Below are 23,984 nucleotides of genomic sequence, written 5' to 3'. Positions count from 1 at the left end.
GCCACACACTTATGTGGTTCCTGGTCGCACAGTTCTCACGCCGCATGGACCCATCACACCACTGGCCGCTCACTGATCCGTAAGAAACGGCCTAGCTGAGCGGTGATCCTCGCAAGGGTGCCCAGTGTCTCGTTGAGGACGTCGTCCGGCGGGTCCGTGCGCTGCCCCGAGCCCGAGCCTGGGGCCGCTCGCAGAGTGCCCGGCGCCTGCTCCGCCATATGTCTGTGCCGCGGGGGCGGCCTGGTGCCCCCATTACCAGCTGCTGGTCCAGGTGGTTGCGGCCTGGATGGGGGGTGGGTCGAGGGCGCCCGGGGGAGGGGGCGCGGTTGCCGGCTGGGCTCAGGACCTTTCCGAAGGCGGCGATGTCGCCCGGAGAAGACCAACACCTGAGAAGACCCCGACACGCCCGCCACGCAAGTGGCCACCCGCATACCTGTACGTCCCGTCGTTGGCCCTCGTCGATGCGCACCACACCGCCGCACGGGTCCGGGACTTACAAGATCAGAGCGCACTGGCAGACGGCGATGCCGGCGCCTCCGGCGCCCTCCAGTGATCACGGTCCGGTGAGGATGTCGTGGGTGCCGATGCGGCGCCAGATCACGTGGGGGGTGTTGGGGCGGAGCGAGGCCCGTATTGCCAGGTAGCGCGTCCTGCGGGGCCGGTGCCCATGGACCAGGTGAGTTCGTAGACGCCCGGGTAACGGCGCACGCCCTTGATCCGTAAGCCGGGGCGGAGCTGGCGGCCAGCACGCAGGTCGTGAACGAAGGCGGTCACAGCGTGGCGGAAACGGCGCCGCTGTTCCGGGGTGAGGCGGCGGTGGTCGGCATTGAAGCGGGGCAGGGCCTCGTACGTGGGCACGGTGAACTCCTCCAGGACGCACGAAGCCCCCGGCCGGTCGGCCGCCGGGGGCGGAAGGGGCTGTTCGTGTTGAACGGCGTCGGTGACGCGATGTGCTCAGCGGTGGTGGATGGCCGGAGGAGGGGTGCGGTGATGGGCGTTCGACGACGCGGGAGTCGGCTGAAGTCGAATTCCGTGGCGGGTGGTGCTCGTGTGGTTGGCGCGCAGCATTCGCACGGCCGCAGTCAGCAGTGCTTACCGCTCCCTTCGGACGTCCGGGGGCGGCTTAGCTGGCGGCCCCACCAACGCCTTCGGTAGCACGCCGGGCCTCCTGGACGCGCTACTGGGTCAGCGGTGGCCATCGGGCTGGAGCGCTACCGCTGACCTGCGGGGGTCAGGAGTCGGGTCAGCGGTTTTCCTCTGCCGGTGCGGGTCAGTGCCGGGTGGCCTGGAGCAGCCGGAGTGTTTCTCCGGTCTCTTCGCTCATCGTGCAGCCGAGGTCGAGGAGGAGAGCTTCGAGCTGGCGGATCGAGGCCTCCAGGCCGGTGTCGTCGCCGAGGAGCGCCAGAGCGCGGAACCTGTGCCGCCACAGGCATTCGACTTCGCGGGCCGCGTCCAGGCCGCGGGTCGCCGCCCAGAGGGCGCCGCGGCCGTCGCCGTGTTCCAGGTACTGGGCGGCGAGGTCGTCGGCGGCGTCGACGATCGCGGAGATCATGTCCTGGATTAGTGGCTCGGCCCAGACGTAGCGGCGGGGCGGGATGCCGGAGAACGGGCGGCCGACGACGAGATCGAGCGCCTGGCGTAGGAGTTCTCGGGCTTCGGGCCCGTCGGTGGTGTGGCTCCGGGTGACGAGCTGCTGGAAGCGCGTCCAGTCGCAGTCCACCGCTTCGGACAGCCGGTAGAGCTTGTCCGGCTGGGTGCTGACGTGGGGCAGGTAGCGGTTGCCGTCCGTGTCGGCGCCCAGCCACCGGCGGACGTCACCGACCCGGGAGTTGCGGGTGTCCCGGGTGACGCGGCCGCCGGGGGCGAGGACCTCGTCGATCTGGTGGTTGGTGGCCCCGGGGTGCAGGGCCAGCCAGGCCGTCAGCTCCAAGGAGAGCGTCCGGCGGTTGGAGGCGACGTTGCCCTGTGCGCCCTGCACCTCCACCGGCCCCAGAACCCGCATCAGAGGAGCGGCATCCTGGGCGGGCGCGGCGGGCTGTGCGGGCTCGGTGGGCAGCGGGATGCGGGCGCTGACACGCGGCGTGGAGACGACGGCCGGCAGCACGACATCCGAGGGCGAGGACGCGGCGGCCGGAGAGGTCTTCGCGCGCGGGGCCACGTTCTCCACCACTGTCTCGGTGCTCACCTCGTCGGGGCCGGCTTCGTTGTCCAGGTCGGCGAGGTCCGCGAGCGGGCTGCGTCGGACGGCTTCCGGTCCTGCCCCGGCGGCCGAGTCTTGGGCGGCGTGCGCGGCGGACCCGGATACGTCCGTGGCCGGCTCCCGTTGCTCGTCGCCGTCCGTCTGCTGCTCCGGGACGGGGCGGTGCCCGCTTGAGGGTTCGGGGGCGGGGACGTCGGTGGGGGAGTCCGCGGTCAGGGCGAGTTCCAGGATGTCGGCGTACTCATCGGTCGAGCAGGCGGACAGCACCACGCTGACGTCGGTGCCCGGAACCGTGACGGCTGGAGCGTCGGTGTCGACCGACCACACAACATCGTCCGGCGGCGTGCTGGTGCTGCTGGTGATGATCGCCATGGCTGTGCGCACCGGCCCGCCGAGCCGCTCCCACAGATCCTCCGATGCCTCCGGAGTGGCGTTGCAGGTGTCGAGATCGGCGACGACGACCAGCGGCCACAGCTCCCCGACGTCCTCGGACGGGCGGGCCTGCCCCAGCGTCCCCTGCTCCCCGAGCGCCTCCAGGACCCGCTGCTGCTCGTCGTGATGACGGTCCATCGCCTCCACCGCCCCGGCCAGATCCTGGTACGGGGTGACCCGGTCACCGTCGAGCATCGACAGCCCGGGGGCGGTGTCCTCACCGGCGACAGCGAGGTCGAGCTGCCCCGCGAGCGGAGACAGCGCGAGCGTGACGGCGAGCGTGCGCAGCACGTCGACCCGGGCGCTCCCGGTGAGGTGGAGTGCCCCGAGGTGTTCGAGGTCGACGAGGACGATCGCGCCCTCCTCGTCCTGGCCCAGCGCGACGAGGGCGGGGTACGGGGCGTCGACCTCGCGGAGCTCGTCGTCGGACAGCAGCTCATCGGACTCGGCCGGGCACCACCACCGGGTGCTCTGTTCCGGGTCGGCGGTGAACGGTGCGCAGGGCGGCACGGGTTCGGCCAGGTGGAGCCGGATTCCTTCGGCCCCGAGCTGGACGGCTGCCAAGTTCGGCAACGGGCGGTCCTCCTCGGCCAGGCGCAGGGCCGCAGTGCGCAGCGCGGCGCCGAGCAGGGCGAGTTCGACACCGGCGTCGGCGGAGCGCAGCGCCGTCTCCGTACGGGCGGTCTGCCCCTGGGGCATCGCGATCCGGCGGCCGGGCCGGCGGCGGCGCTGCTGAAGGATCCGGCGGGTGGCGACGGTGGTAAGGATCCCGGCGGCCAGCGCACCGGTGGCGGCCAGCCCGATCACCCCGATCCGGGCGCCCGTCAGCTCCTGGCCGTCGTCACCGGCCGGGGACGCGGCGGCAGGGCTGGTGCTCGAAGTGGTGGGCGCCTGCGAGGCGGCGGACCCGGCCGGCGGTGCGGCCGTGGACGGAGCGGGAGCCGGGGGAGCGGGCTCCGCCGTACGGCTCGGCTCCGGTACCGCAGCGGCCGGGTCCGGCTCGGAGTCCTGCGCCTGCCGGTCCTCTTCCGCGGCCTCGGGGACTTCGTCGTCCGCCTCCGGGGCCGGGGTGGTCGGCCGGTCGCCCGGCGGAGTATTCGTCTCGGGGGCCGTGTCCGGCGCTGTCCCGGCGGACCCGGTGTGCGGCAGGGCGAGTTCCTGCCCGGGGAAGATCAGGTCCGGGTCGGTGAACGTCTGCCCGTTCGGCTGCTCGCCGCCCCGGTTTTCTTCGTACAGGTCGGTCCACCGGTCGCCGTCGCCCAACTGCTCCTGGGCGATGGCCGACAGGTTGTCTCCGGCCTCGACGGTGTACTGGCGCGGTGAGTCCGGCGCTTCGTCCGTGCCAGGCCGGCTCGGCTCGGGGGAGTCCGTGGCGTCTGCGCGTGTGCTGTCGGCCGCCGGACGGCTGGTCCCGTCGTCAACTGCGACCTCGGCCGTGGAGCCCGTCATGGTGACCGGGTCGGTCGCGGGGGCGGTGGGCCGGGCGTCGGCGGGCAGCCTGACAACGGCACCCTTGGGGAGGAACTGGTCACCTGCGGCGAGCTGCGGGATGTCCGGGTTGAGCGCGGCGATGTCCTTCCACCGCTTTCCGTCGCCGAGGTACTCCTCTGCGAGGTCCCACGGCAGCTCGGAGACGGAGCCGACGGTGTGCTGGGGCCAGTCCGACTTGTCAGCCGGTGCGGCGGCCGCCGCACCGGCGGGGGAGGCAGGGCCGGACTGTGCGACGTGGACGGTGCTGACGGCTACGGCCGGTGTGCTCGTCGCGGCTGAGGCGGCGGTGGGGGCCAGGAGCACGATGCCGCCGATGAGGAACGAGGCGAGCGACTGGATGCCACCGAGCCCCTTGATCCTGGGCGCGGAGCGGCGGCGGAGCACGGCGACGAGCTCGACCAGGGCGGAGAACGTGAACAGGGCCCAGCCGGCCCACCCGAGGCAGGTGAGGACGACGAGGAAGAGACTGCCGTCGTCCTGCTCCATCAGCAGGCCCAGCCCGCCGGTGAGTTCGGTGGGCTGGTGGCCGACGGCCAGGAGCAGGTACGGCGCTCCGGCGATGAGGGCCAGGAGCAGGGCCAGGCCGAGCAGGGCCCGGAGCAGAACACCGACGGTGCGCAGCGGGGCGGGGATGCGGGGCATGGGGGTCAGCCTCCAGCTTGGGTCATCAGTTGGGCGGTCGCGGTACCGGTGACCTGGATGGTGCCCTTGCCCACGAACTGGGCGAACAGGGTGGTGTAGGTGTCGTGGACGGTGATGCTGAGGCTCTGCCCGCCGTTGGTGACCTGCACGTCGCCCTGGACGCCGGCGGCGGCGAGATAGTCCTGGGCCGCGCCGGAGGCGGCGTCCGGGTCGATCGTGATGGCGGTGCCCTCGATGGCCTGCGCGGCGTCGAGCTGCTGCCCGGCGGTACGGGCGGCCTCCTGGGCCACGGACGTTGCACGGTTGGCGGCGTTCAGCGCCCCGCCGCCATCGACGAGCAGCCCCATCACCATCAGGATCGCGATCGTGGAGAGGGCGAAGAACACCGACATGGACCCGCGGTCCCGCCGGCCGGCAGCGGCAGCGGACAGCGCGCTGCGGCGGGACTGCGCCCAGTGGTGGATCCGGCTGGTCATCTGCGCCCCCGGTAGGTGTCGATGGGGCTGGACCAGGAAGCGGTGAGGGTCTTGGCACCGGGCAGGCCCGGCAGCCCGATGTCGGAGAGATCCGCCGTGCACGCGATCGTCGCCGTGACCGTCGCGTCCACGCCGAGGTCGAGCGCGTAGCCGCCTGTGTCGATGTCGACGCTGGACGTCGTGCACGTGATGCCTTCTCCTTGCAGGCTGCGGTCCGCGGCGGCCCGGGCAGCGCTCTGGGCTGTTCCCGCGTCGCGTTCCAGGGACGCGGCGCGGGCTGCGGCGCGGGCTGCGGAGTCGACGGCGCCGTCGGCGTCGGTGACGCGTCCGAACGCGATCATCAGCAGCAGCAGGCTGATTGTGACGGGGGCGAGGACCGCAGTCTCCAGGGCGTAGGACCCCCGGTCACGGCGCAGCCCCTGGCGGACGGTCCGGCGACGGGCAGGGATGCTCATGGGGCGGTCCACCGTTCGATCGGGCCCTCGGCGTGCTGGACGACTTCCAGGGTCAGGCCGGGTACGAGCGTGGGGACCTGTCCACGCACGGTGATGCGGATCTCCTCCGCGCTGCTGCCCGCCGAGGACACGCTGGCTCCCTGCACGCTGCCGCCGAACCTGGCCAGAAAGGTCTGCGCCTGTGCGACGCCGTCGCCCGCACCGGCGCCGAACTGCCGCCCGGACTCGACTCCGTGGCGTGCGGCGGACTGCGCTGCCTTGCGCCCGTGGTAGTACAGGCCTACCTGGAGAGCGGTGAAGATCAGCGCGAGAACGACGACGGCCAGGACCGCGAATTCCACGCTGCCGAAACCGCGGTCGCCCTTGTTGCCCAGTCGTCGGATGAAGCCGCGCACGCCTTCCGGCTTCCGTGCCGTCACCCTGTGTCCCCCGTTCATGTGTGCTGTCTCTCGTCGACGGTGGCTCAGCCGCCGTTGATGATGCCGATCTTCTCGGCCAGCTTCGTGCGGACTGCGACGACGAGGAGGCCCGCACCGACGAGGAGGGCCCCGGTGATCAGGGCCAGTTCGGTGGAGGTGGCCCCAGCTTCCTTGCCGGTCTTGAGTGCCGCGTAGCGGCCCTGGATCCACACGGTCAGGGTCTGGATGTCCATGGGTGTTTCCTTTCAGCTTCCGAGGATGGTGATCGTGACGGGGATCATCACGAAGACGAGCATGAGGATGACGCCGAAGGTGACGGGCAGGATCATGGCCGCGCTGGCCTCGTTGGCCTGGGCCTTCGCGTCCGAGAGCAGGGCGATGCGCAGTTGCCGGGCCTGGGCCTGGAGCGTGGTGTAGACGGCGGCCCCGTCGCCTGCGAGGGCGAGGGTGTCGGCCGGGCGGGTCAGCTCGGGGATGTCGAGTTCTTCTCCGAGCTGCTTCAGCGCGTCCCAGACGGTGACGCCGGAGAGGTCGGCCTGGTGGAAGACCTGCCGCATCCGTACGAAGATCCACCCGTCGCCGACCTCGGCGGTCTGGGTCAGGGCCTGTGCGGCGCCGGAGTTCGCGATGCGGGCGAGCGCTACCCGTTCCAGGTAGGAGGCGGCGGCGTGCCGCACGATGAGCCGGGCGGCAGCTGCGTCCGCGGCGACCTCCTTCACCGGCCAGAACCAGAACAGGGCGGCGAGGGCGAGCGAGACCAGGACCGGCACGGCGTAGGGGAACGGGGTTCCGGCTGCCGCGAGAAGGGCCTGGACGAGCTGAGGGAGCAGCAGCCCGTAGAGGGCGAAGAGGAACCGCTTCCCGAGGTGTGCGGCCGGGCTGATCCGCAGCAGGTTCAGGTCCTGGTAGGGCAGGCTGATCCTGCCGCCGAACTCCCTCAGGAGCCGGGTTCCTACCCGGTCCTGAAGCGATCCGGCCGTTGTCGACGTGGTCGTCGTTGGCAGGCCGTTGCTGGTGGCGACGTCCAGGCGGTCCAGGGCGGAGGTGAGGTCGCGTCGTACGGGCAGGGCGGCCCGTACGGCGAGGCCGATCAGGGCTCCGGCCGCGGCGGCGGGCAGTACGGCTTCCACCGGGATCACCGGACATCCTCCAGGGCGGGACGGGACGATGGGGCCGCAGGCTGCTCGGTGCCGAACTGGCCGGCGGAGAGAAGACGGAGGCGGCGGTCGTCGGGCAGCGGGTCGATGAGCCGGGGGTCGGGCTGCGTCCGGGCGATCTTCCTCAGCCAGCGCAGGGTGTAGCCGAACAGTCCGCCGAGGGCGGCCAGGACGAGCTGCCCGACCGGCGACTGGTACCAGCCGGACCAGGCGTCGTTGAGCATGCAGCCGACCACGACGAAGCAGATGACCATGGAGACCATCCGCGAGCTCTTGCGGACCTTGGCGCGGTCGGCCTCGATGTCGCGGGCGTCGGCGGCCTGCTGGTGGATGGTGACGGCCAGCGCCTCCAGGGCGTCGGAGAGCCCGGGCCCCTTGTAGACGGCGTGGGACGTGAAGAGCAGCACGACGTGGTCGGAGATGCCGTCGGCGAGTTCGTAGGCGAACAGGGCGAAGGCGTCCTGCGCCTCCATGCCGGTGCTCAGCCGGTCGGAGAGGGCCCGCACGTTCGGTGCGATCGGTCCGGGGGCGGCCTTTGCCGATGCCCGGATCGTCTGCGTCAGGCTGATACCGGCCTGGTGGACGCCGGCCAGGTGGTTGAGCCACTGCCCGAGCGCCTCCAGGCGCTCGATGCGCAGCGTCGCCGCGGTGCCCGGGTTCAGGACGTAGGGCAGGCCGAGGACGGCGGCTCCGGCGAGGAGGCCGTGGACGGGCCACCCGGTCCACGCCCATACCGTGAGCGCGGTGACGCCCGCGGTGACGAGCAGGTGCCGCCACCGCTGCTGCCACTGGGCGGGCAGCTCCGCCCTGGCGCGCGCCAGGCGGCCCGCCCTGCGGGACTTCGGCTTGGACGGGTCCGGGATCCGGCCGCGGACTTCCCGTACGGAGGCGAGGATCCCCAGGAGGGCCAGGACCGTGCAGCAGGCGGCGACGAGGGCGAGCTGGGAGGACGTCATCGGGCCCCCACCGTTTCCAGCGGGCCGAGCCACGCCCCGAAGGGGTTGTCGGTCAGCCAGTGGCGGTGGAACTGGCCGGTGCGTTCCAGGTCGCCGATGAAGGTGGGCATGTTCTTGTACACGGCGCGCGGTTCCGGTCCCTGAGGGGCGAAGAGTTCGGTGGTGACGGGCCGTCCGCCCTCTCCGACGACGTCGTGGACCTCGTAGACGTTGCTGACGAAGCGGTGCTTGCGTCCGCCGATCGCGGTCTCGTCCAGGTAGGTGAGGTAGACGACGAGGTCGATGCTGGAGGCGATGAGGTGGTGCGCGGCCTCGGTCTGCATTCCGGCCTCGGTGCACAGCTGGACCAGGCGGCTGACGATGGCGTGCGGGCGCCGCACGTGCAGGGTGCACATCGATCCAGAGCCTCCGGCGGACATCGCCTGGAGCATCGGCAGGACTTCGGTGGAACGGACTTCGCCGACGATGACGCGGGTGGCGTTGTACCGCAGGGCGGTGGAGAACATGTCGCTGATGGTGACCTCACCCGCGTTGGTGCCCACCCGGACCTCGCCGTTGGACTGCCGGGCCTCGAACGCGAAGGTGACCGGCCCGGGCTTGGGGCCGGGCTCATCGAGGTAGAGCTCCCGGTCGGACTCCAGGGTGATGAGCCGCTCCGCCGCCGGGATCTCGCGCCCGAGCGCGCGCAGCAGGGACGTCTTCCCGGCGCCCATGTCCCCGACGACCAGGATGTTCATCTTGGCGTGCACGGCGGCGATCAGGAACCGCTCCAGCAGCGGGTTCAGGGAGCCCCAGCGGACCAGCTCGGCGATGCCGTGCTGCCGGATGCGGTGGCGGCGGATCACGACGGAGGGGCGGGTCGTGAGGAGGGAGGCGGTGACGCGGGAGCCGTCGGGCATCCGGAACCCGACCATCGGCGTGGCCTGTGTCAGGGAGCGTTCGCCGTGGCCGGAGAGCCGGGCCATGCGGTTGACCCAGGTGATGAGTTCTTCGTGGCTGTCGGCGACCTTGTCGATCGTGCGCCGGGGCCGGTCGTGGTACTCCACGTGGGCCTTCAGCCCGTCGACCATGACGTCCTCGACGCCGTCCTGGTCCAGGAGCGACTGCAAGCGCCCGCCCCGGTACATGGAGTCGAAGACGGCGTTGCCGATCGCCGTTTCCTGTTCGGCGGTCAGCGGGGTGTTGCCCTGGGCGTACTTGGTCGCCCAGTCCGCGACCGCCGTACGGACGAGGGATTTGGCGAGTGCTCTGCGGTCGGTCTCCTCCAGGAGCTTGTCCGGGTCGTTGGCGCTGAGTTCCTTGGAGACCTGGGCCTGGAGGTCCTCGATGACGTCCCAGCCCACGGGGATCTCTCCGGGGAGCCCCGCCAGGCGCGGCACGGCGGCGGCATGTGCGGATCCGGCCCCGGGCGGTGCAGGGTCCGTACGGGCGGCGGCCGCGGGTGTGGGGGCCGGGTCGGGCTGACGGCGCTGTCCGAGCCGCCCGGTGAGGAGCCCGGCGATGTCGTCGCGGCCCATCGGGGCGGGGTGGCCGTTGCCGGGGCGCTGCTGGATGTCAGCCACGTGATCCGCCTCTCTCGGTGAGCCGCTTCAGCACTCCGGCCAGCTGCGGGTTGGCGGCGCGGGGTGGGTACTGGCGCTGGATCTTGCGGCGGGAGACGGCCGCCTCGAACTGCTCGGTCGCGGTGCGTGCGTGACGCAGCAGCGGGCTGCGGCCGTAGCCGCGCGGGGGCCGGCCGCCGTCGGTGAAGTATTCGGCGGTGGCGGGATCGTCCGGGAGCGCTGCCAGTACCGGGACCTTGAGGGAGTCGGCGACCTGGTGGGCGCGGTAGGGGCCGTTCTCCATGAGGAGCAGCCCGAGCGCCTCGGCGCCGGAGCCTCGCTCGGCGAGCTCGGTGCGCAGCGGGTCGATGAGGTGCCGCGCCAGGGTCAGGGACTGCTCGGTGCCCCGGACGACCAGGAGGACGAGGTCGGCCTGGTGGAGCAGCGGGGCGGGGGTGAGCGTCGGGTGGAGGTGTCCGGACTCCAGGGCGAGGCGGCCCGCGTCGATGAAGACGTCGTAGTCGGCGTCGTCGGCCAGGACGTGCATCACTTCCGACAGGGCGGACCAGGTCCGGGTGAGGGCCGCGGCCTGGCCGGGGTCGGTCAGGCCGGGCAGCAGTTTGCGGTGGCCGGCCTCGTCCATGGACCACAGGTGGCTCGCGAACGCGTTGGCCAGTGCGTCAGGGCCGGTGCGTTCCGCGGTGGCCAGGTGGTAGAGGCCGTATCCGGCGCCGACCTCTCCCTGGAGGAACCCGGCCCGGATCGTGCCGCCGGCCGGGTCGCACTCGGCCAGCAGCGACGGACGCTTCGAGGCGAGGGTGAGCGCCAGTGCGGACGTGGTGACCCCGCAGGACTTCGCGGAGACGAGGGCGGTGACGGGCATGGTCACTGCCCCCGCGGTTCACGGACGAGCGCGATGCGGCCCTGGGCGGCCCGGGTGGCCAGCAGCGGGCCCTTGTTGCCGGCGACGGCGAGGTTGACCACGACGTTCCCCGACGCGTCCGGCCGGGACACCGTCACCACGACCGCGCTGATCGTCGAGGGCGGAGCCTCGGCCGCCCCGGCCTGCTGCTCGCCCTGGGCCGGGGTGGTGACAGCGAGGACCTGGTCGCCCGGGGCGAGCGTGCCCGCCGGGGCCTGGCCGCGCTTCACCTGGACGCCGACCTGCTGCTTGTCGTCACCGAGGCCCGTGCCCGTGGCCAGCTGGGTGGTGGTCAGCAGGCCGCCCTTGCGCAGGTCGACCGCCGCGCGCTTGCCGACCAGCGACGTCTTCCGCCCGGCCGGGACCGGGGTCAGGGCCGCGTCCGCGCTGACTTCCGCGACGACCAGATCCGCCGCGGTCAGCACCTGGCCGGCCGGGACGTCGCGGGCGACCGCCAGAACCTTCGTACGGTCGCTCGCCGACGTGACGGCAGCAGCCGCACCGAGCCCGGCGACGGCTGCGAGGACGACGCAGAGGGCGGCGACCGACCAGCGGCGCTCCCGCTTGACCGGCGCGGTCGTCGTGATGGGGAGTTCGGGCCGGGCGGCCGCAGGGGCGGCCGGGCGCGGCACCGTCGGCGCGGCGGGGGATTCCATGGGGTTCGTGCCCTTCGAAGTGCTGGAGCTGGTTAGTTGAGGACCTGGACCTCGGCGACCGTGATGTCCACGGCGCTGTCCCGGACCTCGGTGAGCTGGCCGGTCTGCCCGCTGGTGGCCTCCCAGCCGATCGTCCAGGTCGACGTCGCGGTCACGTGGTAAGTGCCGGTGTCGGTCGTCGAGGAGGGGGCTTCGTAGCGGTGGCCGCAGTCGGGGGAGGGCTTCTTGCCGTACGCGGCCTTGTACGGGGTGCCGGCGGTGGTGCAGGTGACGGTCTTCCCGTCGCCCATCTGCCACACGATGCGGGACACCTTCGCGGTCGCCGTCACGGTGATGCCGCCGGCCGACGCGCTCGCAGTGTTCGGCCCGTACGTCTCCGGGCTCTTCTCGGTCCACAGGTAGACGGGCATGCCGACCACGCCCTTGCCGCCGGGCTTCGGCGTGATCCCGATCGCCGGGGCCTTCAGGAGCATCTGGTCGACGGCGCGCTGGGCCAGGACCTCCGGCGGCACGCCGGGCGGGGGCTGGTCGGCGGCCCAGAACGCGAGGCCGACCGTGCCGTCGTTCCCCTCGCCCATTCCTGAACTGGCGCAGGTATTGACGTAGATGGCCCCGTCCCCGGGCTTGTGCCCTTCCCACAGGTCGCTGTCGGCACCGGGCTGCGGGTCGAGCTTGCGGATCTCGCACGGCATGAAGCCGACCGGCTCATCACGTCCGGCGCCGTCTGAGGGCTTTGCGCTGCCGCCCTTCCCTCCGCTGCCTCCTGCGGGGCGGCCGGCGGGAGCGCCGCCGGTGCCGACTTCGGCGCAGATCCACTCCGTGCTGCAGCCCCCCACGTCAACGTTGGGATCATCGGCCAGGGCAGCAGGCGCCGCGTGGAGGAGGGATGCGACAGCGACCACGGTGACGATCCTGTGGGTCAGCACGGCTGGTCCGCGTGCGGCTGAGCGGTGAGTACCCTCCAGCCGTCGGTCCAGCGCTCCATGGTCGCCGTGGCCACGTACTTGGTCACCCGCGTGGAGGGAAGGGCGACGGGCTTCCCCTCCTTGTCCAGCGAGATCCACTTGGAAACGTCCAGGCAACTGGACAGCTCCGCCTTGGGCAGCTTCTTGCTGTTGTCGAGCTGAGTGACGGTGGAATTGGTGACCGTGACTCCGCCGGACAGGGTGCTGCCCTTCTTCTTCATGCGCTCGGTTTCGACCTGGGCTTTCACCAGGGCCACGCCGCTCGCGTAGGCCGTGAGCTTTGATGCCTTGACGTCGGCTGCGGCGTAGGCGCGCTCCATCTCCCGCCAGTAGCCGGAATAGGCCTTGACCGCTTCGGCCTCCGCCGCCTCGGACGGGTCCACGGACTTTGAGGCCGACGGGGACTCGGAAGGTGAATTGGTCGCCTTCGCATCGTTGGACGGGGAGTTATTCGATGTGCACGCGGAAAGTGCGATGAGCGCACAAGCGGCGATGAGCAGACCGGCCGGTTGCTTCCGGTCGCGGCCGGCCCTCGTGTCCTGAATCGTGCGTACTGAGCTGTTCACTGCACCTCCACTGCATATGCCAAGCCATTGCCTGACCTCATCTGACTCTGCGGGAACGACTAGGAACGGGCTGAAACCAACCGGGCGGTCTGGTCTCGTAGCTTACGCAATGGCCTGTCGGCAACCCACCTTGTTCCGGACGTTCGGTTCAGTTAGATAAAGGGTCATAGCGGACAAAGGGGCGTGTCGTTTAGGAATTGACTGGGCGTCATGTCGCGAGAGAGTGCGAATCATCCTGAAGATAAAAGTCGACTCGTCGGCATGATCGCCAACCGTGTTTCTTGCGGCGTCCCCACAATCCTTTTCCCCATTTCATCTACCGGCGGGGACCTCGGACATAGCGGCAAGGCGTACGTCGGTCGGTTTCGGGTCTCCGAGAACGGGGGTAACCACGGGGGCGAACGGGCCGTGTTCGGCGAGAAGCCCGATGGTGGTCACCCCGGCCCGCAGATGTCCGCCCGCGGTGATCCGGGAGTCCGCGGCTGCGAGGGCACGAAGGTCGTCGATCCTGCGTTCCAGGACCGCGTCGCTGGCACCGGACAGGACGATCAGCAGGCGGGGGAATGCCGGGTAGCGCTCCCGCCACGCTTCCCGGGTCCCGGTCCGGTGGCGGCGCCCGGGAGGCTGGGGGATGTAGGTGCCGTAGCGGGCGTAGGTGCTCAGCTTCCTGCCCAGCCGGGCGACTTCCATCGTGGCCCGGTCGATCTCCAGGAAAAACGTCATCATCTGCCGGCGGCCGTCCTGCTCGCGCGTGTAGCGCAGGACCGCGTCGGGGACGAGGAACGCGTCGTCGCCGAGCCGGCTGTCGCCGTCACGGACCCGGTGCGCCAACTCGGGCTCCCAGTCCAGGGGACCGCAGTCGTCGCCGTACCGGCGGGCCCACTCGCAGAACGCGATCCCCGTGTCCCCGACGGCCAGGGTGTGTTCCTGGAGCGGCGACGCGGCGGCCTTCGGCGTGATCCGGTACGCACGGGGCTGGATCTCCCCGCCGGCTTCGACTACCTCGCAGCCCAGCGGGGTGATGTACCAGAGCTGCTCGCACCGGCCCATCCGGCTGGTGCGCCGGTCGGCGGACTCGGCCAGACCCAGCTCCCGCAGCTGCCCGAGCTGGCGCAGCAGGTAGACGGGGCGGGCGGTGTGCGGGGTGAGGAGCCGGTGGAGCTGCCCGGTGGCGAGAAGCCGGTGCTGGTAGAGGACGGGAAGCAGCTGCTGCCCGAACCGGGACAGGCCTGTGCGTGCCATCAGGAGACCTCGCTTCGTGTGGTGGTACCAGAAGCCCGGGCGGGCGCGGGACGGGGGGCGGGGCCGGAAGTGAGCCGGCCGAGCAGTTCGTCGTCCAGGCCCGGCCGCCCGTCGGCCCCGTCGAGGCGGTGCAGGATCTCGCCGATGGTCCGCCGTCCCATCGTGGTGTCGATCGTGGTGGACAGCTGGGGCAGCAGGTCGGGCCGGTAGTAGTCGGCCAGGACCTGATGGACCGCCACGCCGCGGACCCGGAACGGGGTGGTGCGGCGGCCGTCCAGCATCGTGGACATCACGTACTCGTACTTCGACAGCTGCTCGATCGTCGCCGGAGCGATGCCGGGGAACCGCTTCGCAACGAACGTCGCTTCGTCGCTGTCCGCCGCCGTCGCCGACAGCAGCGACTGATTCTGCATCAATGCCTGCCGGGTCTCCTCGGACAACCGCATGACCATCTGCGTCATCCCGGTCAGACGGACCTCGTACTTGCGCAGCTGCTCCAGGATCGCGGCCACATAGCCGCGCGACGCCCCGTCGATCGCCGTCAGCTCGTCCGCGTAGGCAAACATCGTCTCCAGGTCCTCGGGCGGGACCCCCTCCCGGGAGAGCCCGGCGAGAAACAGGTCGAACAGCAGCAGACTGGTGATGATCTGGTCGCCGCCACCGGTGCCCGAACACCGCAGCAATACCACCTTGTTCTCATCCATCGCCCGCCGCACGTCGTAGCTGGAGCGGGGCTGACCGAGGAACGCCCGCAGAGAGTCGGAGGTCTCCAACTGCTCCAGCGTCTGCGTCACGACCGGCACCGCCCCGCCCTCGTACTTCGGGAACGTCGTCATCCAGAACCGGGCCATGCGGGCGGGGACGTGCCGCAGCACCTCCTCCCGCCAGTCCTCGTCCGTGAGCAGCCGGGGGATCGTGAAGAGCGTCGGCTGAAGATCCGGGCGGCCGTCCTCGCACATCCGCAGCGCGAGGAAGGCGAGGACCTGCACGGCGTGGGAGAGGATCGACCGCGCACGTGGCGCCCGGTCGCCCCACCCCTGGGCGGAGGCGAGACCGCCGACGACCGCACCGACCACGTCCTGGATCTGGGATGCGTCCCGACCTTCCATCGACAGCGGGTTCCACGCCGCGATCCGCGCCGACGGATCCTTCGCGCTGAGATCGATCAGCACCACCCGCCCGGCGACGGCGGGATGGGTGAGGTAGGGCAGCGCCCGCTGCACGGCAGCCCCGTGCGGGTCCAGGAACCACCCCCCGAGCCCCCCGTACGCCAGGGCGAGGAGCTGGAACAGAGCGAGCTCGGACTTCCCGAACCCCGACTTCCCGAACGACGCGGCGAACAGCACGTTCTTCTGCGGCACGGCGGCCAGGTACTGCTTCCCGGTGGTCCCGGTCACCAGCCCGAGCGGCACCATGCCCGCCTGCCCGGTCCATTCCGGCAGCCTCGACGGGGCCGGAGGCACCACCCCACCGGTCCGCACCACGTTCGGAGCCACACAGTGCACCGACGGCGGCTTGAGCAACGCCGCGATCTCCTGCCCCGTGACCCACTGCCGGCGCGCCGGGGCGAACTCACCCGACCCGAACCGCCGGTCGAAGGAACGCCGCCGCCACCACACACCGCTGTACGGACGCCAGCCCGCCAGGCGAGGGCCGACGGGCCGCCACCAGTTCTCGCCCGACCAGGCGTCCATCACGGACATCACCTGATGCAGCCGGGCCTGCGCCCGGGACGGGTGCGTAGCGCTCACCCGGATCAGGACCTGCACCGCGAACACCTGCATGTCCGCCGTCGGCAGGAACTTCCCCACCCCCTCGGCCAGATCGGTCTTCCTGGGCACAGCCTTCCTGCCCGGGCCGGGGGAGCCGCCACCACCGGTCAGGCCCGCGGACACCGCCGACCACCACCCGCCCCCACCGCCGGAACCTCCCAGCTGCCTCCCGTACGCGGACGGGCCCCGCGACTGCGCCTGCCGTATCAGCCGCCGCCGCCAGCGAGCCACCCTCCACCCGGACACCGGCACCAGGTCGACAACCAGCTCGGCCTCCTCACCCCGCCCGCTGTCCACCTGCGCGCTCGCCGCAGCCATCATCTGCAACGGATCCGGATCAAGGCCCGGCGCCGTCAGCTGCCGGTGATCGGGCCGTGCCAGCACCAGCTCCGCCCGTGCCACATACCGCCCCCCACCACCGCCGGACTGGTCCTCCAGCCCCCGCTTCTTCTCCAGCTCCACCAGCGTCTTCACGCGTCCCCGTCCCCGTCCTGGTCCTCGTCCCTGGGCAGCGGCGGAACGCCGTCGAACCGGATCCGCGGCACGACCGCGCTCTTCCCAACATCCGGATCGGCGACATCAACATCGGTGAACGACGGCATCCGCAACAGCGCCGCCGCCGTGGACGGCCCCTCCAACCGGTACGCGAGCTGGCCCTCCTCGGTCACCAGACGGACCCGCACCCCCACCGAACGGCGCGGCATCCACCCCGCCGACGCGGGAATCCGCGCCAGGCGCACCACGTGCCGCCCGATCTCCTCCCGCGACGGATCGAACCCGGCCGCCGGCACCAGAGCCACCACGCACCGCTCCCGCAACGCCTCCCGCGCCCGCCGCAGCCACCAGGCCCGCACGCCCGCCCCACCGGCCGCCGCGACGACGAGCGTCAGGAGTAACCAGCCCCGCACCGCCCACACTGCCGCGCCGACCGCCTCCACACCGTCCAGCAACGGAACACCGGACCACATCACCGACGCCCCGCAGCCTCGCGCCGCCGGCTACGGGGCCCTATCCCGAGCACCACGTCCGCAACAGCCAGCCAGCACCGACGCGCCCCCGCCGCACCGAGCACCGCACACAGAACCGGAACCACCGGCCAGCCCCGCCGCTCCTCGACCGCCTCGGTCACCGGATCACCCAGCCCCCACGGCAAGTTCCGCAGATCCCCGCCCCAGGACCAACCGCGCAGCAGCCCGACCACGAACACCACGGCGCACAGCCACCCGCACAGCCCCACCAGCACCTCGGCACCGGAATCCCGGCGACTGCGGTCGCCCCGGCCGCCCTCGATCCACTGCGCGCCGCGCCCAACGGTGAAACGCATCGCCCTACCTCCCGCACCGGGCGGCGGGTGCCGCCCCATCACCAACCCCAAGGAGCGGGAAGGCCCGGAACGTGACACGTGGAGACGATGAAGTTGAAGAAGTACCCGGGGAAGGGCCGCCCAGGGCCGGCCAGGACAGGAAGGAGGTCCTGCGGCGGTCGGTAATGCCGCTCAGCACCCGTCGAGTAGTAGCCGGGGCGCAGGAGTGCGCAGAGGACGACCGCGGCGTTGCAGGAGACCGCTCGGTGGCCGGCGGTGATGCGGCGGGGGTTTCGAGCCGACAGTCCTTCAGAACTGGCACGCCGCCCGTGAGCCGAGCGTCGACGTCAGGGCATGTCGCCCTGCCAGTGCCACCGGCCTGGGTCACCGGGGCGCGGCTCGTAGTCGGAACGGACGCCGGGCCCGTATGCGCCGTTGTTCGTGATCAGCAGCGCCCCGCCGGTCACGCGCTCCTCGGGAGTCAGGCCGGTGACGTCGAGGAGCAGCCCGTCCAGCGGTCCGCCGACCAGGTCGAGATACTCGTGGCCGGGTTCGGCGTACGGGCTGGGGTCGTCGTGATCGGATCCGTAGACCCGGCGGCGCAGATCGTCCATGCGTGCCAGCGTCTCACCCGCTCGCCGACGGCACCTTGCGATCGTCGCACTGGCCAGGGGCCGAATCTCGCCGCGCAGGAAGACGCGTTCCAGCCGAGGCCGCCGGGCAGGCTCGGGGCCTCCGTGAGGAGGCCCCCCAGTCTCCGGCTGCTCCTCCGCTCAACGCGCTGGCCGCAGAGTCCCGGTGCATCCGATCAGCTGTCACAGCCAGCGCCTTCACCTGGAGGAAAGGGCCCGGGAAGCGCGACTCCCCGGCAGCCATCCCCGTACGGTGCGAAGGGCACGCCGCCACCCCTGGTGCCCCGGCGCCCGCTTCACCTTCCCGTCCGCGACGCGCTTCCAGAGCGGGCCACCTGGAGCGTCAGCCCACAGAAGGTCGACTTCGACGCCGTACCGGCCGTCCTCGTCGGGGCGCAGCAGCGGCGCCGCACCACTGCCGCGCCGTTCACTCCAGTCGAACCTCCACTCCTCGCCCGGCATCAACACCGGCTTCGTGACGGTGGCCAACTCGTCTCCGTCTGCGCCCGGCAGATGCAGTTGCACGTCGAACACGAACTCCCTGGACCAGTTCGATACGCGACTGACCCCCAGGCTCGCATGAGGGCCGTCCTCGCAATCCGTGTGCGGGCTCACCGGCGGCAACCTCAGGGCGATCTTGCGGCGATCCTGGCGTGCCGCCCACCAACCACGAACACCATCAGCAGCCGGCCGGGCCAATGCCCTCGCTGCCAGCGGAGCAATCTCAGTCATGCCACCCATCATTGCACGTTCCGTCACATGCGATTACACAGAGTGAAACTCAGGTGTCACTCATGTCATAGACCGCCCCAGACGCATCGCCCCGTGACGGCGCCGGACAGGGCGAACCCCGCCTGCGACGTGCTTGTTCGGGCCAGCCCTGAAGACCCGTCGTGCTCCGGCTGTCAGTCCATCGGTGGCGGGTTCTGGCGGGCAGCACGGGTCACATTCCCGGGAAGGTCGAAGGTGCTGCGACTTTCCAGAGGCCGAGGAGTAGCGCTCCTGCACCGGCGATGAACAGGGCGATCTGTAGGACGAGGAGCCACCACTTGGTGTGCCGTGGAGGTCCGGGCGGTGGGGCTACTGGCATGGGCTGGCGCAGGCCCAAAGTTCGGTTGGATCGGTGAGGAGCCCGGTCAAGGCGGTGAACGTGCCCAGAAGGCGGTCAGCGGTCAGGATCCTGTTGCACAGGGCGCATCGCCAGCCTTTGGCCTGCTCGAACGTCACGCGTTCGAGGTCGAGGCCGGGATATTCGGTGAGTGGCTGGGCGGGGGGCGTCATGTCCGCTGGCCGGGTTCCGTGGGGCGATGGGCCAGGTAGAGGTCGCGGAAGGCGGCGGTGAGCGTGGCGAGGGTGTTCCAGTACACGTACGCGACGCGGTGGTTGGTCTGCGGGGTCGGCCTCACTGGGGCGGCGAGATTGCGTTCGGCCACGTCGCACAGGGTGCGCATCTGGATGCCGGTGCTTCCCTCGTTCTGCGGACCGTAGTTGTAGCTCATGAGGCGCCGCAGGTGATGAGCGAGGGCGTCGATGCCGGCGTCGATGACGTTGCGGCGAGGGAGCTCGACACGGCGGGACAGGGCGTGGTCGATGTCGTGCTGGACGGTGTCGAGGTCGAGGAGCACCAGTGCCGCCGCGGCTTTCTGCGCGCGCCGGACGGCGTCGACGGCTGCGAGCGGCCGCTCGGGAGGCAGCAGCCAGTACGGTCCGGGCGGGCGGGTCCTGTCGGCAGCGGGGAGCACGACGTAGTGCCCCGTCCCGAGGCCCTTGGACTGGGGGAGATCCCATGCCTTGGTGCCGCCGGGCGGTACGAGGAAGTACACCGCGGCCGGTTCGACGATCACCGGCCCCGAGGCCGCGCCGAGGCGGTCGACGGCCTGGAGGCCGAGAAACCGGTCGGTGCGGACCGCGTCCCACTCCTTTCCGGCGGCGGCGATCCGCGCGCCGGCGCATCCGGGAATCCTGGTACTGCTGCTGACCGTGGTCACTGGCCTCTCCTTGGTCGGCGGTGAGGTCGAGGACCGTACGGCAGGACCGGCCGGTAGACCCGGTCTGAGAGACCGGGTCGCCCTACGGACCGGGAGGAGACCGGGTACCGGGTTCAGACCAGGTGGAGGCGTTCGGCGATGCCGGTGACCTGCCGCCGGTAGGTGGGCCGGGCCCGGTGCATCAGGTCGACGACCAGCTGGCGGCCGAGCGGGCTGCGCTCCAGGTCCTCGGGGGCGAGCTCTTCCAGATCCAGCAGGTGCACCAGGACGGCGGCGTCGTCACGGCGCAGGTCGTAGCAGCGGGCGACCTCCAGGCCGAAGGTGAACTGCCGCTCACGGGACGGCAGGGACGACACGTCGATCTCGTCCGCCAGCCGCAGGCCCTCCACGGCATCCCCCGCCGTCATCTCGACGCTCAGCGCGTGCAAGGCCACGTTCGTCGGCCCGAACACCGTCCATAGGACGTTGCTCTCGCCGGAGCGCCGGGCGAGCGGCACAGCACCGGCGCTGAGCCGGTCCCGGGCCGCCCACGGGCGGCGGCCGCGTGCGTCCGCGACCACGACGACCAGCTCCAGGGCCCCACGAACGGCGGCGACCGCAGGGGAGTCCACTACGGTGTCGAGATCCCGGGAAGCGTCCATCGCCACGCCGGCCGCCTCCTGCTCCCGGCCGGGCTGCGAGAGCAGCACGTGGCCCAGGTTCCACTGTGCGGCCGCGATCCTCAGCGGATCGTCGGCGTCCTCGGCGGCGCGGAGCGCCCGGTCGGCGACCATCAGCGACAGGTCGAGCCGGTTGATCCTTCGGTAGTACGAGCGCAGCAGCCCGTACAGGTCGGCGGCAGCCCTCAGCGCCTCGCGACGCTCACCGGCATCGGTACCGGTCCGCAGCGCGCGTACGGTCCCTTCGGCGTCGCGGATCAGGCCGGGCAGGAGGGCCTCGGCGTCGGTGAACCGTGTGGGCGAGGTCTGCCAGACCTTCCACGCCTGCTCCACCCGGTCGCGTAACTCGTGTGCGGGTGAAGGGCGGGGGGATGCGTCCTTGCGTTGCAGCAGCGCCTGCACCACGGCCGCGTTGCCGGTCACGGCCGGCTCTGTCTTGGCCGCTGGGGCGTCCTCGTCGCCCAGCAGCGTCCCGACCGCGACGCCGAGTTCGGCGGCGAGCTTGGCCAGCACATCCCCCGAAGGCTTCTTCCGGCCCCGTTCGATCTGCGACAGGTAGTCGGTGCTGATGCCGCAAAGTCCCGCGACGGCGGCCTGCGGGCGGCCATCGCGCCGACGCGCCGCGCGGATGAGCGCCCCCGTCGGGAGCGTGGGCAGGTCCGTCAAGGCACCTCCATGGTCGGGCCGTTCACCCAGCGTAGAACGGTCCGGCCCCGAGCGGCCTGGCCTCACCCCAAGGTGTGACACCGTGGCCCTGGCCATGTGCTGTCCGGGGTCTGGGAGGCGACGTTGAAGCTCGTGCTGTGGGACATCGACCACACCCTCATCGCGACCAGAGGAGTCGGCCGGGAGATCTTCGCAGATGCCTTCGAGCAGGTCACCGGTACACCGATGCGTGAGCAGGCCACCGTGGACGGGATGACCGAACCCGTGATCTTCCGCCGGACCGCCGAGCTGCACGGCATCACCAGCGACCGCACCATGTTCGAGGCCTTCGCCCGGCGCTCCGCCGAGCTCCACCGCCATCGGGCCCGCGAGCTCCGCGAGCGCGGGCACGCACTCCCCGGTGCCGCAGCCGCGCTCGCCGCCCTGGCCGACATGGACGGCATCGTGCAGAGCGTCGTCACCGGCAACATCCGGCCCGTCGCCGAGGTCAAGCTTCAAGTCTTCGGGCTCGACATCCACGTCCGGTTCCCGTACGGCGGGTACGGCGAAGACCACGACGACCGCGCCGAGCTGGTCCGCACCGCCATCGACCGCACCCGTGCGGCTACGGGCACCGAAATCGCCCTGACCGACGTCCTACTCATCGGAGACACCCCGGCCGACGTAGCCGCCGGACGCGCAGCAGGTGTGCCGGTCCTGGCCGTCGCCACCGGCCGCACGCCTGTCGCGGAACTGGCCGAAGCCGGGGCCACCACCGTCCCGGACCTGCGAGACCTCTCCCCTCTGCGTGAACTGCTGCGCTGACTCAAGTCGAGAGCAGGGAAAATCGTTCGCCCGCCACCCGGCACTGAGACCGAGCGATGAGCCCGACCATCGAGGCCCTGCTAGGCCGGTGCGCGTGGATCACGGTGCGTTGCCGATCCGGACGTCCCCCGCCGCAGGGTCTCGCGGGCCCGCTACCGCTCGACTGCTGCCTACCGTCACGGCCGCGGACGAGGGCCGGGCGGCCTTGAGGGAAGATCGGGCGGCCACGGAGGGCGGCTGAGCAGCCCGGGGGAGGACCGCCCTTCACTCCTCTGCCCTTCGTCCCCGGGCCGGGGGCCCGGGAGGAGGGACGACCCCCGGTTGGGAGATGGGAGGGCCTGATGTCCGCGGTGGGGTGTCCGCGTACCTCGCCCAGCCGTCGGCGTTGGCACGGAAACTCGTCTCGTGCGAGGTCTCGGTGCCCTTCCGTCGGGGCATGTCGGGCCTCACTACGCGCGTCGTCCCGCAGTTGGGGCAGCTCAGCCGTACGGCGTTGCCGTGTGAGAGCTGCTTGATCTGCTGGTCAAGACGGATTCTCCGGACAGCCCCGCACCCATCGCAGGTGACGGTGAGAGGGCGGCCGATCCCCTGGATCTTCTCGGTCGGTGTGTAGCCGAGGGCGCGGACGAGCTTGCTCATCGGGATGACGCCATGATCCTGCGCCGACATGTCCAGCTCCTTCAGGAACCGGGCCCCCGCCCTCCCACCGATCCGGGCAGCCATACGCTGCCACGCCTGAACATAGGGACCGTGAAATCCCCGGCAGCCCGCAGCCGATCAGGAAAGCCTGCATCTGGAGGAGCGAGGGCGTTGTCTCACGTGCTGTGATGCGCTGCGCCGTTGACCGGGGCAGGCGACCGAACTGTGCCTCGGTCGACTCTGCCCGCTTTTCCATCAGGCGGTACGACGGGCTGCCCCTCTTCTCGCGCAACGCTGCGAGGTGTACTCCGAGGTCTGAGGCGTCGTATATCTGGTCCACCCCAGGGGCGCTCCCCAGGACGCGGTGGCCTGGCCGCTCCCGGCGGGCAGCCAGCCACAGTCTCCGGACCTGGGAGACAGTCATGTCGCACCCTTTGGCGAACTCCTCCACCACCTTCCAGGAGGGCACCTGCTTGCCGTCGGCGGCGCGCTGGAGCGAGGTCGGGTGATACCGGGTGAGAACCGCCAGCTCCCTGTAGGTGAGGCCCCGACGGGCAAGCCCATCACGCAAGTGCTGGGCGAGCCGTCCGACGCCGGTTTCAGGGTTTGGCACAGGGTTCGTGGGGCGTCCCACGGTCTATCCCCTCTTACCCTTGTCCGGCCAGGCGGGCGAGCGCCAGCAGCGCCTCGCGTCGCGCCTCCCGGCCCGACTTCGCTGCTCCCGCAAGTGAGAACGCGGTCACCGTGACGACCGAAGCGCCGGCGACGCCGCCGATCAGGAGCAGGATCTCCTCGACGGTCCGGCCGAGCGCGGCCAGGAGCACCGCCGAGGCGAAGAGCGTGACCGTGACGACGAGGCCGGCCTTCTCGCGCGACGCCGTCCCAGCCGACGTGTGGAACTGATTGGAAGACATGTATCCCCTTCGAACAGCCCCGGTCGCCGAAGTGACGGCGAGTCGGGGAAGGACCCCCGGGCGACGTGCGCACCCGGGGGCCTGGACTTCAGCCGGATTCCTGCCTTGACGGTTGGCGCCGTTTCAGGCAGGTCATGCGGAAGTCATGCTGCCAGCAGCGTGGGCCGAACGGGGGACGTTGATGCGTTCCGTCCCAGGTTCGGAATCGCTCCGGCTCGTGACGGTTCAACGTCACGATGTGACATCCGTCGGTTGAGTGCCGAAGGGACGGAACGCATCAACCTTTCAAGCGACTATCGTCCTTCTCTACCTGCGGCGTTGCTACGGGCCCTTGGTGACGGGGTCACGACAGGCTGCCTTGGTCGGTACGGGATTCCGCAAGTGCGTCCCACGTCCCCTTGCTCCCGAATCCCCGTGTCTGTCACTATCCAGCCGACCCCTAAATGGGCTTCAGCCGCCGCAGCAGGGTTAGGCAGGGCCGCGTTGG

General features: G+C 71.1%; 24 protein-coding genes. 1 reads left to right on the top strand and 23 read right to left on the bottom strand.

Annotated elements, in window-relative coordinates:
* Positions 1–597: 597 nt before the first annotated feature.
* The 21 genes from AB0F29_RS38890 to AB0F29_RS38790 form a co-directional block, all read right to left on the bottom strand.
* On the bottom strand, positions 598–858 hold the full coding sequence (locus tag AB0F29_RS38890) for a hypothetical protein (protein WP_361882966.1): 261 nt from the start codon (positions 856–858) through the stop codon (positions 598–600).
* Between the two features lie 412 nt (positions 859–1,270).
* The gene (locus tag AB0F29_RS38885) at positions 1,271–4,765 is read right to left on the bottom strand and encodes a LysM peptidoglycan-binding domain-containing protein (RefSeq protein WP_361882964.1); all 3,495 of its coding nucleotides are present in this window, start codon (positions 4,763–4,765) and stop codon (positions 1,271–1,273) included.
* A 5-nt stretch (positions 4,766–4,770) separates the two neighbouring features.
* Entirely contained in the window at positions 4,771–5,241 is a 471-nt protein-coding gene (locus tag AB0F29_RS38880) for a pilus assembly protein TadG-related protein (RefSeq protein WP_331757072.1), read from the bottom strand.
* The gene (locus AB0F29_RS38875) at positions 5,238–5,696 is read right to left on the bottom strand and encodes a TadE/TadG family type IV pilus assembly protein (protein ID WP_361882960.1); all 459 of its coding nucleotides are present in this window, start codon (positions 5,694–5,696) and stop codon (positions 5,238–5,240) included. Before AB0F29_RS38875 ends, AB0F29_RS38880 begins: the two co-directional genes overlap by 4 nt.
* Positions 5,693–6,115, bottom strand: a complete 423-nt coding sequence (locus AB0F29_RS38870) for a TadE/TadG family type IV pilus assembly protein (RefSeq protein ID WP_361882957.1) — start codon at positions 6,113–6,115, stop codon at positions 5,693–5,695. Before AB0F29_RS38870 ends, AB0F29_RS38875 begins: the two co-directional genes overlap by 4 nt.
* A gap of 44 nt (positions 6,116–6,159) precedes the next feature.
* Entirely contained in the window at positions 6,160–6,348 is a 189-nt protein-coding gene (locus tag AB0F29_RS38865) for a hypothetical protein (RefSeq protein ID WP_266539370.1), read from the bottom strand.
* A 12-nt stretch (positions 6,349–6,360) separates the two neighbouring features.
* Positions 6,361–7,254 (bottom strand): type II secretion system F family protein, encoded by an 894-nt coding sequence (locus AB0F29_RS38860; protein WP_361882954.1) that lies wholly within the window; start codon positions 7,252–7,254, stop codon positions 6,361–6,363.
* Positions 7,251–8,228 (bottom strand): type II secretion system F family protein, encoded by a 978-nt coding sequence (locus AB0F29_RS38855; RefSeq protein ID WP_361882951.1) that lies wholly within the window; start codon positions 8,226–8,228, stop codon positions 7,251–7,253. The genes AB0F29_RS38860 and AB0F29_RS38855 overlap by 4 nt, the downstream gene beginning before the upstream one ends.
* A complete protein-coding gene (locus AB0F29_RS38850) occupies positions 8,225–9,790 on the bottom strand; it encodes a CpaF/VirB11 family protein (protein WP_361882948.1) in 1,566 nt (521 codons plus the stop codon). The genes AB0F29_RS38855 and AB0F29_RS38850 overlap by 4 nt, the downstream gene beginning before the upstream one ends.
* The gene (locus AB0F29_RS38845; RefSeq protein WP_361882945.1) at positions 9,783–10,652 is read right to left on the bottom strand and encodes a hypothetical protein; all 870 of its coding nucleotides are present in this window, start codon (positions 10,650–10,652) and stop codon (positions 9,783–9,785) included. Before AB0F29_RS38845 ends, AB0F29_RS38850 begins: the two co-directional genes overlap by 8 nt.
* Before the next feature lie 2 nt (positions 10,653–10,654).
* Entirely contained in the window at positions 10,655–11,347 is a 693-nt protein-coding gene (locus AB0F29_RS38840; protein WP_361882942.1) for an SAF domain-containing protein, read from the bottom strand.
* A 32-nt stretch (positions 11,348–11,379) separates the two neighbouring features.
* Positions 11,380–12,039, bottom strand: a complete 660-nt coding sequence (locus tag AB0F29_RS38835) for an ATP/GTP-binding protein (RefSeq protein WP_361882939.1) — start codon at positions 12,037–12,039, stop codon at positions 11,380–11,382.
* 227 nt (positions 12,040–12,266) lie between these two features.
* Positions 12,267–12,695, bottom strand: coding sequence for a hypothetical protein (locus AB0F29_RS38830; protein WP_361882936.1), 429 nt, complete (start codon positions 12,693–12,695; stop codon positions 12,267–12,269).
* A 495-nt stretch (positions 12,696–13,190) separates the two neighbouring features.
* A complete protein-coding gene (locus tag AB0F29_RS38825) occupies positions 13,191–14,120 on the bottom strand; it encodes a replication-relaxation family protein (RefSeq protein ID WP_361882933.1) in 930 nt (309 codons plus the stop codon).
* Positions 14,120–16,366, bottom strand: a complete 2,247-nt coding sequence (locus tag AB0F29_RS38820; RefSeq protein WP_361882930.1) for a hypothetical protein — start codon at positions 16,364–16,366, stop codon at positions 14,120–14,122. The genes AB0F29_RS38825 and AB0F29_RS38820 overlap by 1 nt, the downstream gene beginning before the upstream one ends.
* Positions 16,363–16,860, bottom strand: a complete 498-nt coding sequence (locus AB0F29_RS38815) for a hypothetical protein (RefSeq protein WP_361882927.1) — start codon at positions 16,858–16,860, stop codon at positions 16,363–16,365. The genes AB0F29_RS38820 and AB0F29_RS38815 overlap by 4 nt, the downstream gene beginning before the upstream one ends.
* Positions 16,860–17,216: a hypothetical protein gene (locus AB0F29_RS38810; RefSeq protein WP_361882924.1), complete on the bottom strand. Its 357-nt coding sequence runs from the start codon at positions 17,214–17,216 to the stop codon at positions 16,860–16,862. The genes AB0F29_RS38815 and AB0F29_RS38810 overlap by 1 nt, the downstream gene beginning before the upstream one ends.
* A gap of 326 nt (positions 17,217–17,542) precedes the next feature.
* Complete coding sequence (locus tag AB0F29_RS38805; protein WP_361882921.1) at positions 17,543–17,809, bottom strand: hypothetical protein; 267 nt, start codon at positions 17,807–17,809, stop codon at positions 17,543–17,545.
* A gap of 216 nt (positions 17,810–18,025) precedes the next feature.
* Positions 18,026–18,361, bottom strand: coding sequence for a hypothetical protein (locus AB0F29_RS38800; RefSeq protein WP_361882918.1), 336 nt, complete (start codon positions 18,359–18,361; stop codon positions 18,026–18,028).
* A gap of 743 nt (positions 18,362–19,104) precedes the next feature.
* Entirely contained in the window at positions 19,105–19,815 is a 711-nt protein-coding gene (locus AB0F29_RS38795; protein WP_361882916.1) for a hypothetical protein, read from the bottom strand.
* Positions 19,816–19,928: 113 nt separating this feature from the next.
* Positions 19,929–21,140, bottom strand: a complete 1,212-nt coding sequence (locus tag AB0F29_RS38790) for a helix-turn-helix transcriptional regulator (RefSeq protein ID WP_361882913.1) — start codon at positions 21,138–21,140, stop codon at positions 19,929–19,931.
* Between the two features lie 123 nt (positions 21,141–21,263).
* Here AB0F29_RS38790 and AB0F29_RS38785 point away from each other — a divergent pair, with 123 nt between their 5' ends.
* Positions 21,264–21,944, top strand: a complete 681-nt coding sequence (locus tag AB0F29_RS38785) for a haloacid dehalogenase-like hydrolase (RefSeq protein ID WP_361882909.1) — start codon at positions 21,264–21,266, stop codon at positions 21,942–21,944.
* A gap of 523 nt (positions 21,945–22,467) precedes the next feature.
* On the opposite strand, the gene AB0F29_RS38780 is transcribed toward AB0F29_RS38785, so the two are convergent.
* Positions 22,468–23,196 (bottom strand): helix-turn-helix transcriptional regulator, encoded by a 729-nt coding sequence (locus tag AB0F29_RS38780; RefSeq protein ID WP_361882969.1) that lies wholly within the window; start codon positions 23,194–23,196, stop codon positions 22,468–22,470.
* Between the two features lie 34 nt (positions 23,197–23,230).
* Positions 23,231–23,497 carry a hypothetical protein gene (locus AB0F29_RS38775; RefSeq protein WP_361882906.1) on the bottom strand — a complete coding sequence of 89 codons (267 nt, stop codon included), beginning with the start codon at positions 23,495–23,497 and terminating at the stop codon, positions 23,231–23,233.
* Positions 23,498–23,984: the final 487 nt, after the last annotated feature.

The organism is Streptomyces sp. NPDC026589 (assembly GCF_040638385.1).
In the GTDB taxonomy this organism is placed as follows: Bacteria; Actinomycetota; Actinomycetes; order Streptomycetales; family Streptomycetaceae; genus Streptomyces.
The sequence above is the reverse complement of the archived record's forward strand: the minus strand, read 5'-3'. Positions and strand labels throughout refer to the sequence as shown.

Bases quoted from the DNA above. Each gene is read 5' to 3' on its own strand.
- AB0F29_RS38865 (WP_266539370.1), bottom strand. From the start codon at position 6,348: ATGGACATCCAGACCCTGACCGTGTGGATCCAGGGCCGCTACGCGGCA.
- AB0F29_RS38840 (WP_361882942.1), bottom strand. From the start codon at position 11,347: ATGGAATCCCCCGCCGCGCCGACGGTGCCGCGCCCGGCCGCCCCTGCG.
- AB0F29_RS38855 (WP_361882951.1), bottom strand. From the start codon at position 8,228: ATGACGTCCTCCCAGCTCGCCCTCGTCGCCGCCTGCTGCACGGTCCTG.
- AB0F29_RS38835 (WP_361882939.1), bottom strand. From the start codon at position 12,039: ATGCCGTGCGAGATCCGCAAGCTCGACCCGCAGCCCGGTGCCGACAGC.
- AB0F29_RS38775 (WP_361882906.1), bottom strand. From the start codon at position 23,497: ATGTCTTCCAATCAGTTCCACACGTCGGCTGGGACGGCGTCGCGCGAG.
- AB0F29_RS38815 (WP_361882927.1), bottom strand. From the start codon at position 16,860: ATGTGGTCCGGTGTTCCGTTGCTGGACGGTGTGGAGGCGGTCGGCGCG.
- AB0F29_RS38805 (WP_361882921.1), bottom strand. From the start codon at position 17,809: ATGGACGATCTGCGCCGCCGGGTCTACGGATCCGATCACGACGACCCC.
- AB0F29_RS38845 (WP_361882945.1), bottom strand. From the start codon at position 10,652: ATGCCCGTCACCGCCCTCGTCTCCGCGAAGTCCTGCGGGGTCACCACG.
- AB0F29_RS38875 (WP_361882960.1), bottom strand. From the start codon at position 5,696: ATGAGCATCCCTGCCCGTCGCCGGACCGTCCGCCAGGGGCTGCGCCGT.
- AB0F29_RS38810 (WP_361882924.1), bottom strand. From the start codon at position 17,216: ATGCGTTTCACCGTTGGGCGCGGCGCGCAGTGGATCGAGGGCGGCCGG.
- AB0F29_RS38885 (WP_361882964.1), bottom strand. From the start codon at position 4,765: ATGCCCCGCATCCCCGCCCCGCTGCGCACCGTCGGTGTTCTGCTCCGG.
- AB0F29_RS38825 (WP_361882933.1), bottom strand. From the start codon at position 14,120: ATGGCACGCACAGGCCTGTCCCGGTTCGGGCAGCAGCTGCTTCCCGTC.
- AB0F29_RS38880 (WP_331757072.1), bottom strand. From the start codon at position 5,241: ATGACCAGCCGGATCCACCACTGGGCGCAGTCCCGCCGCAGCGCGCTG.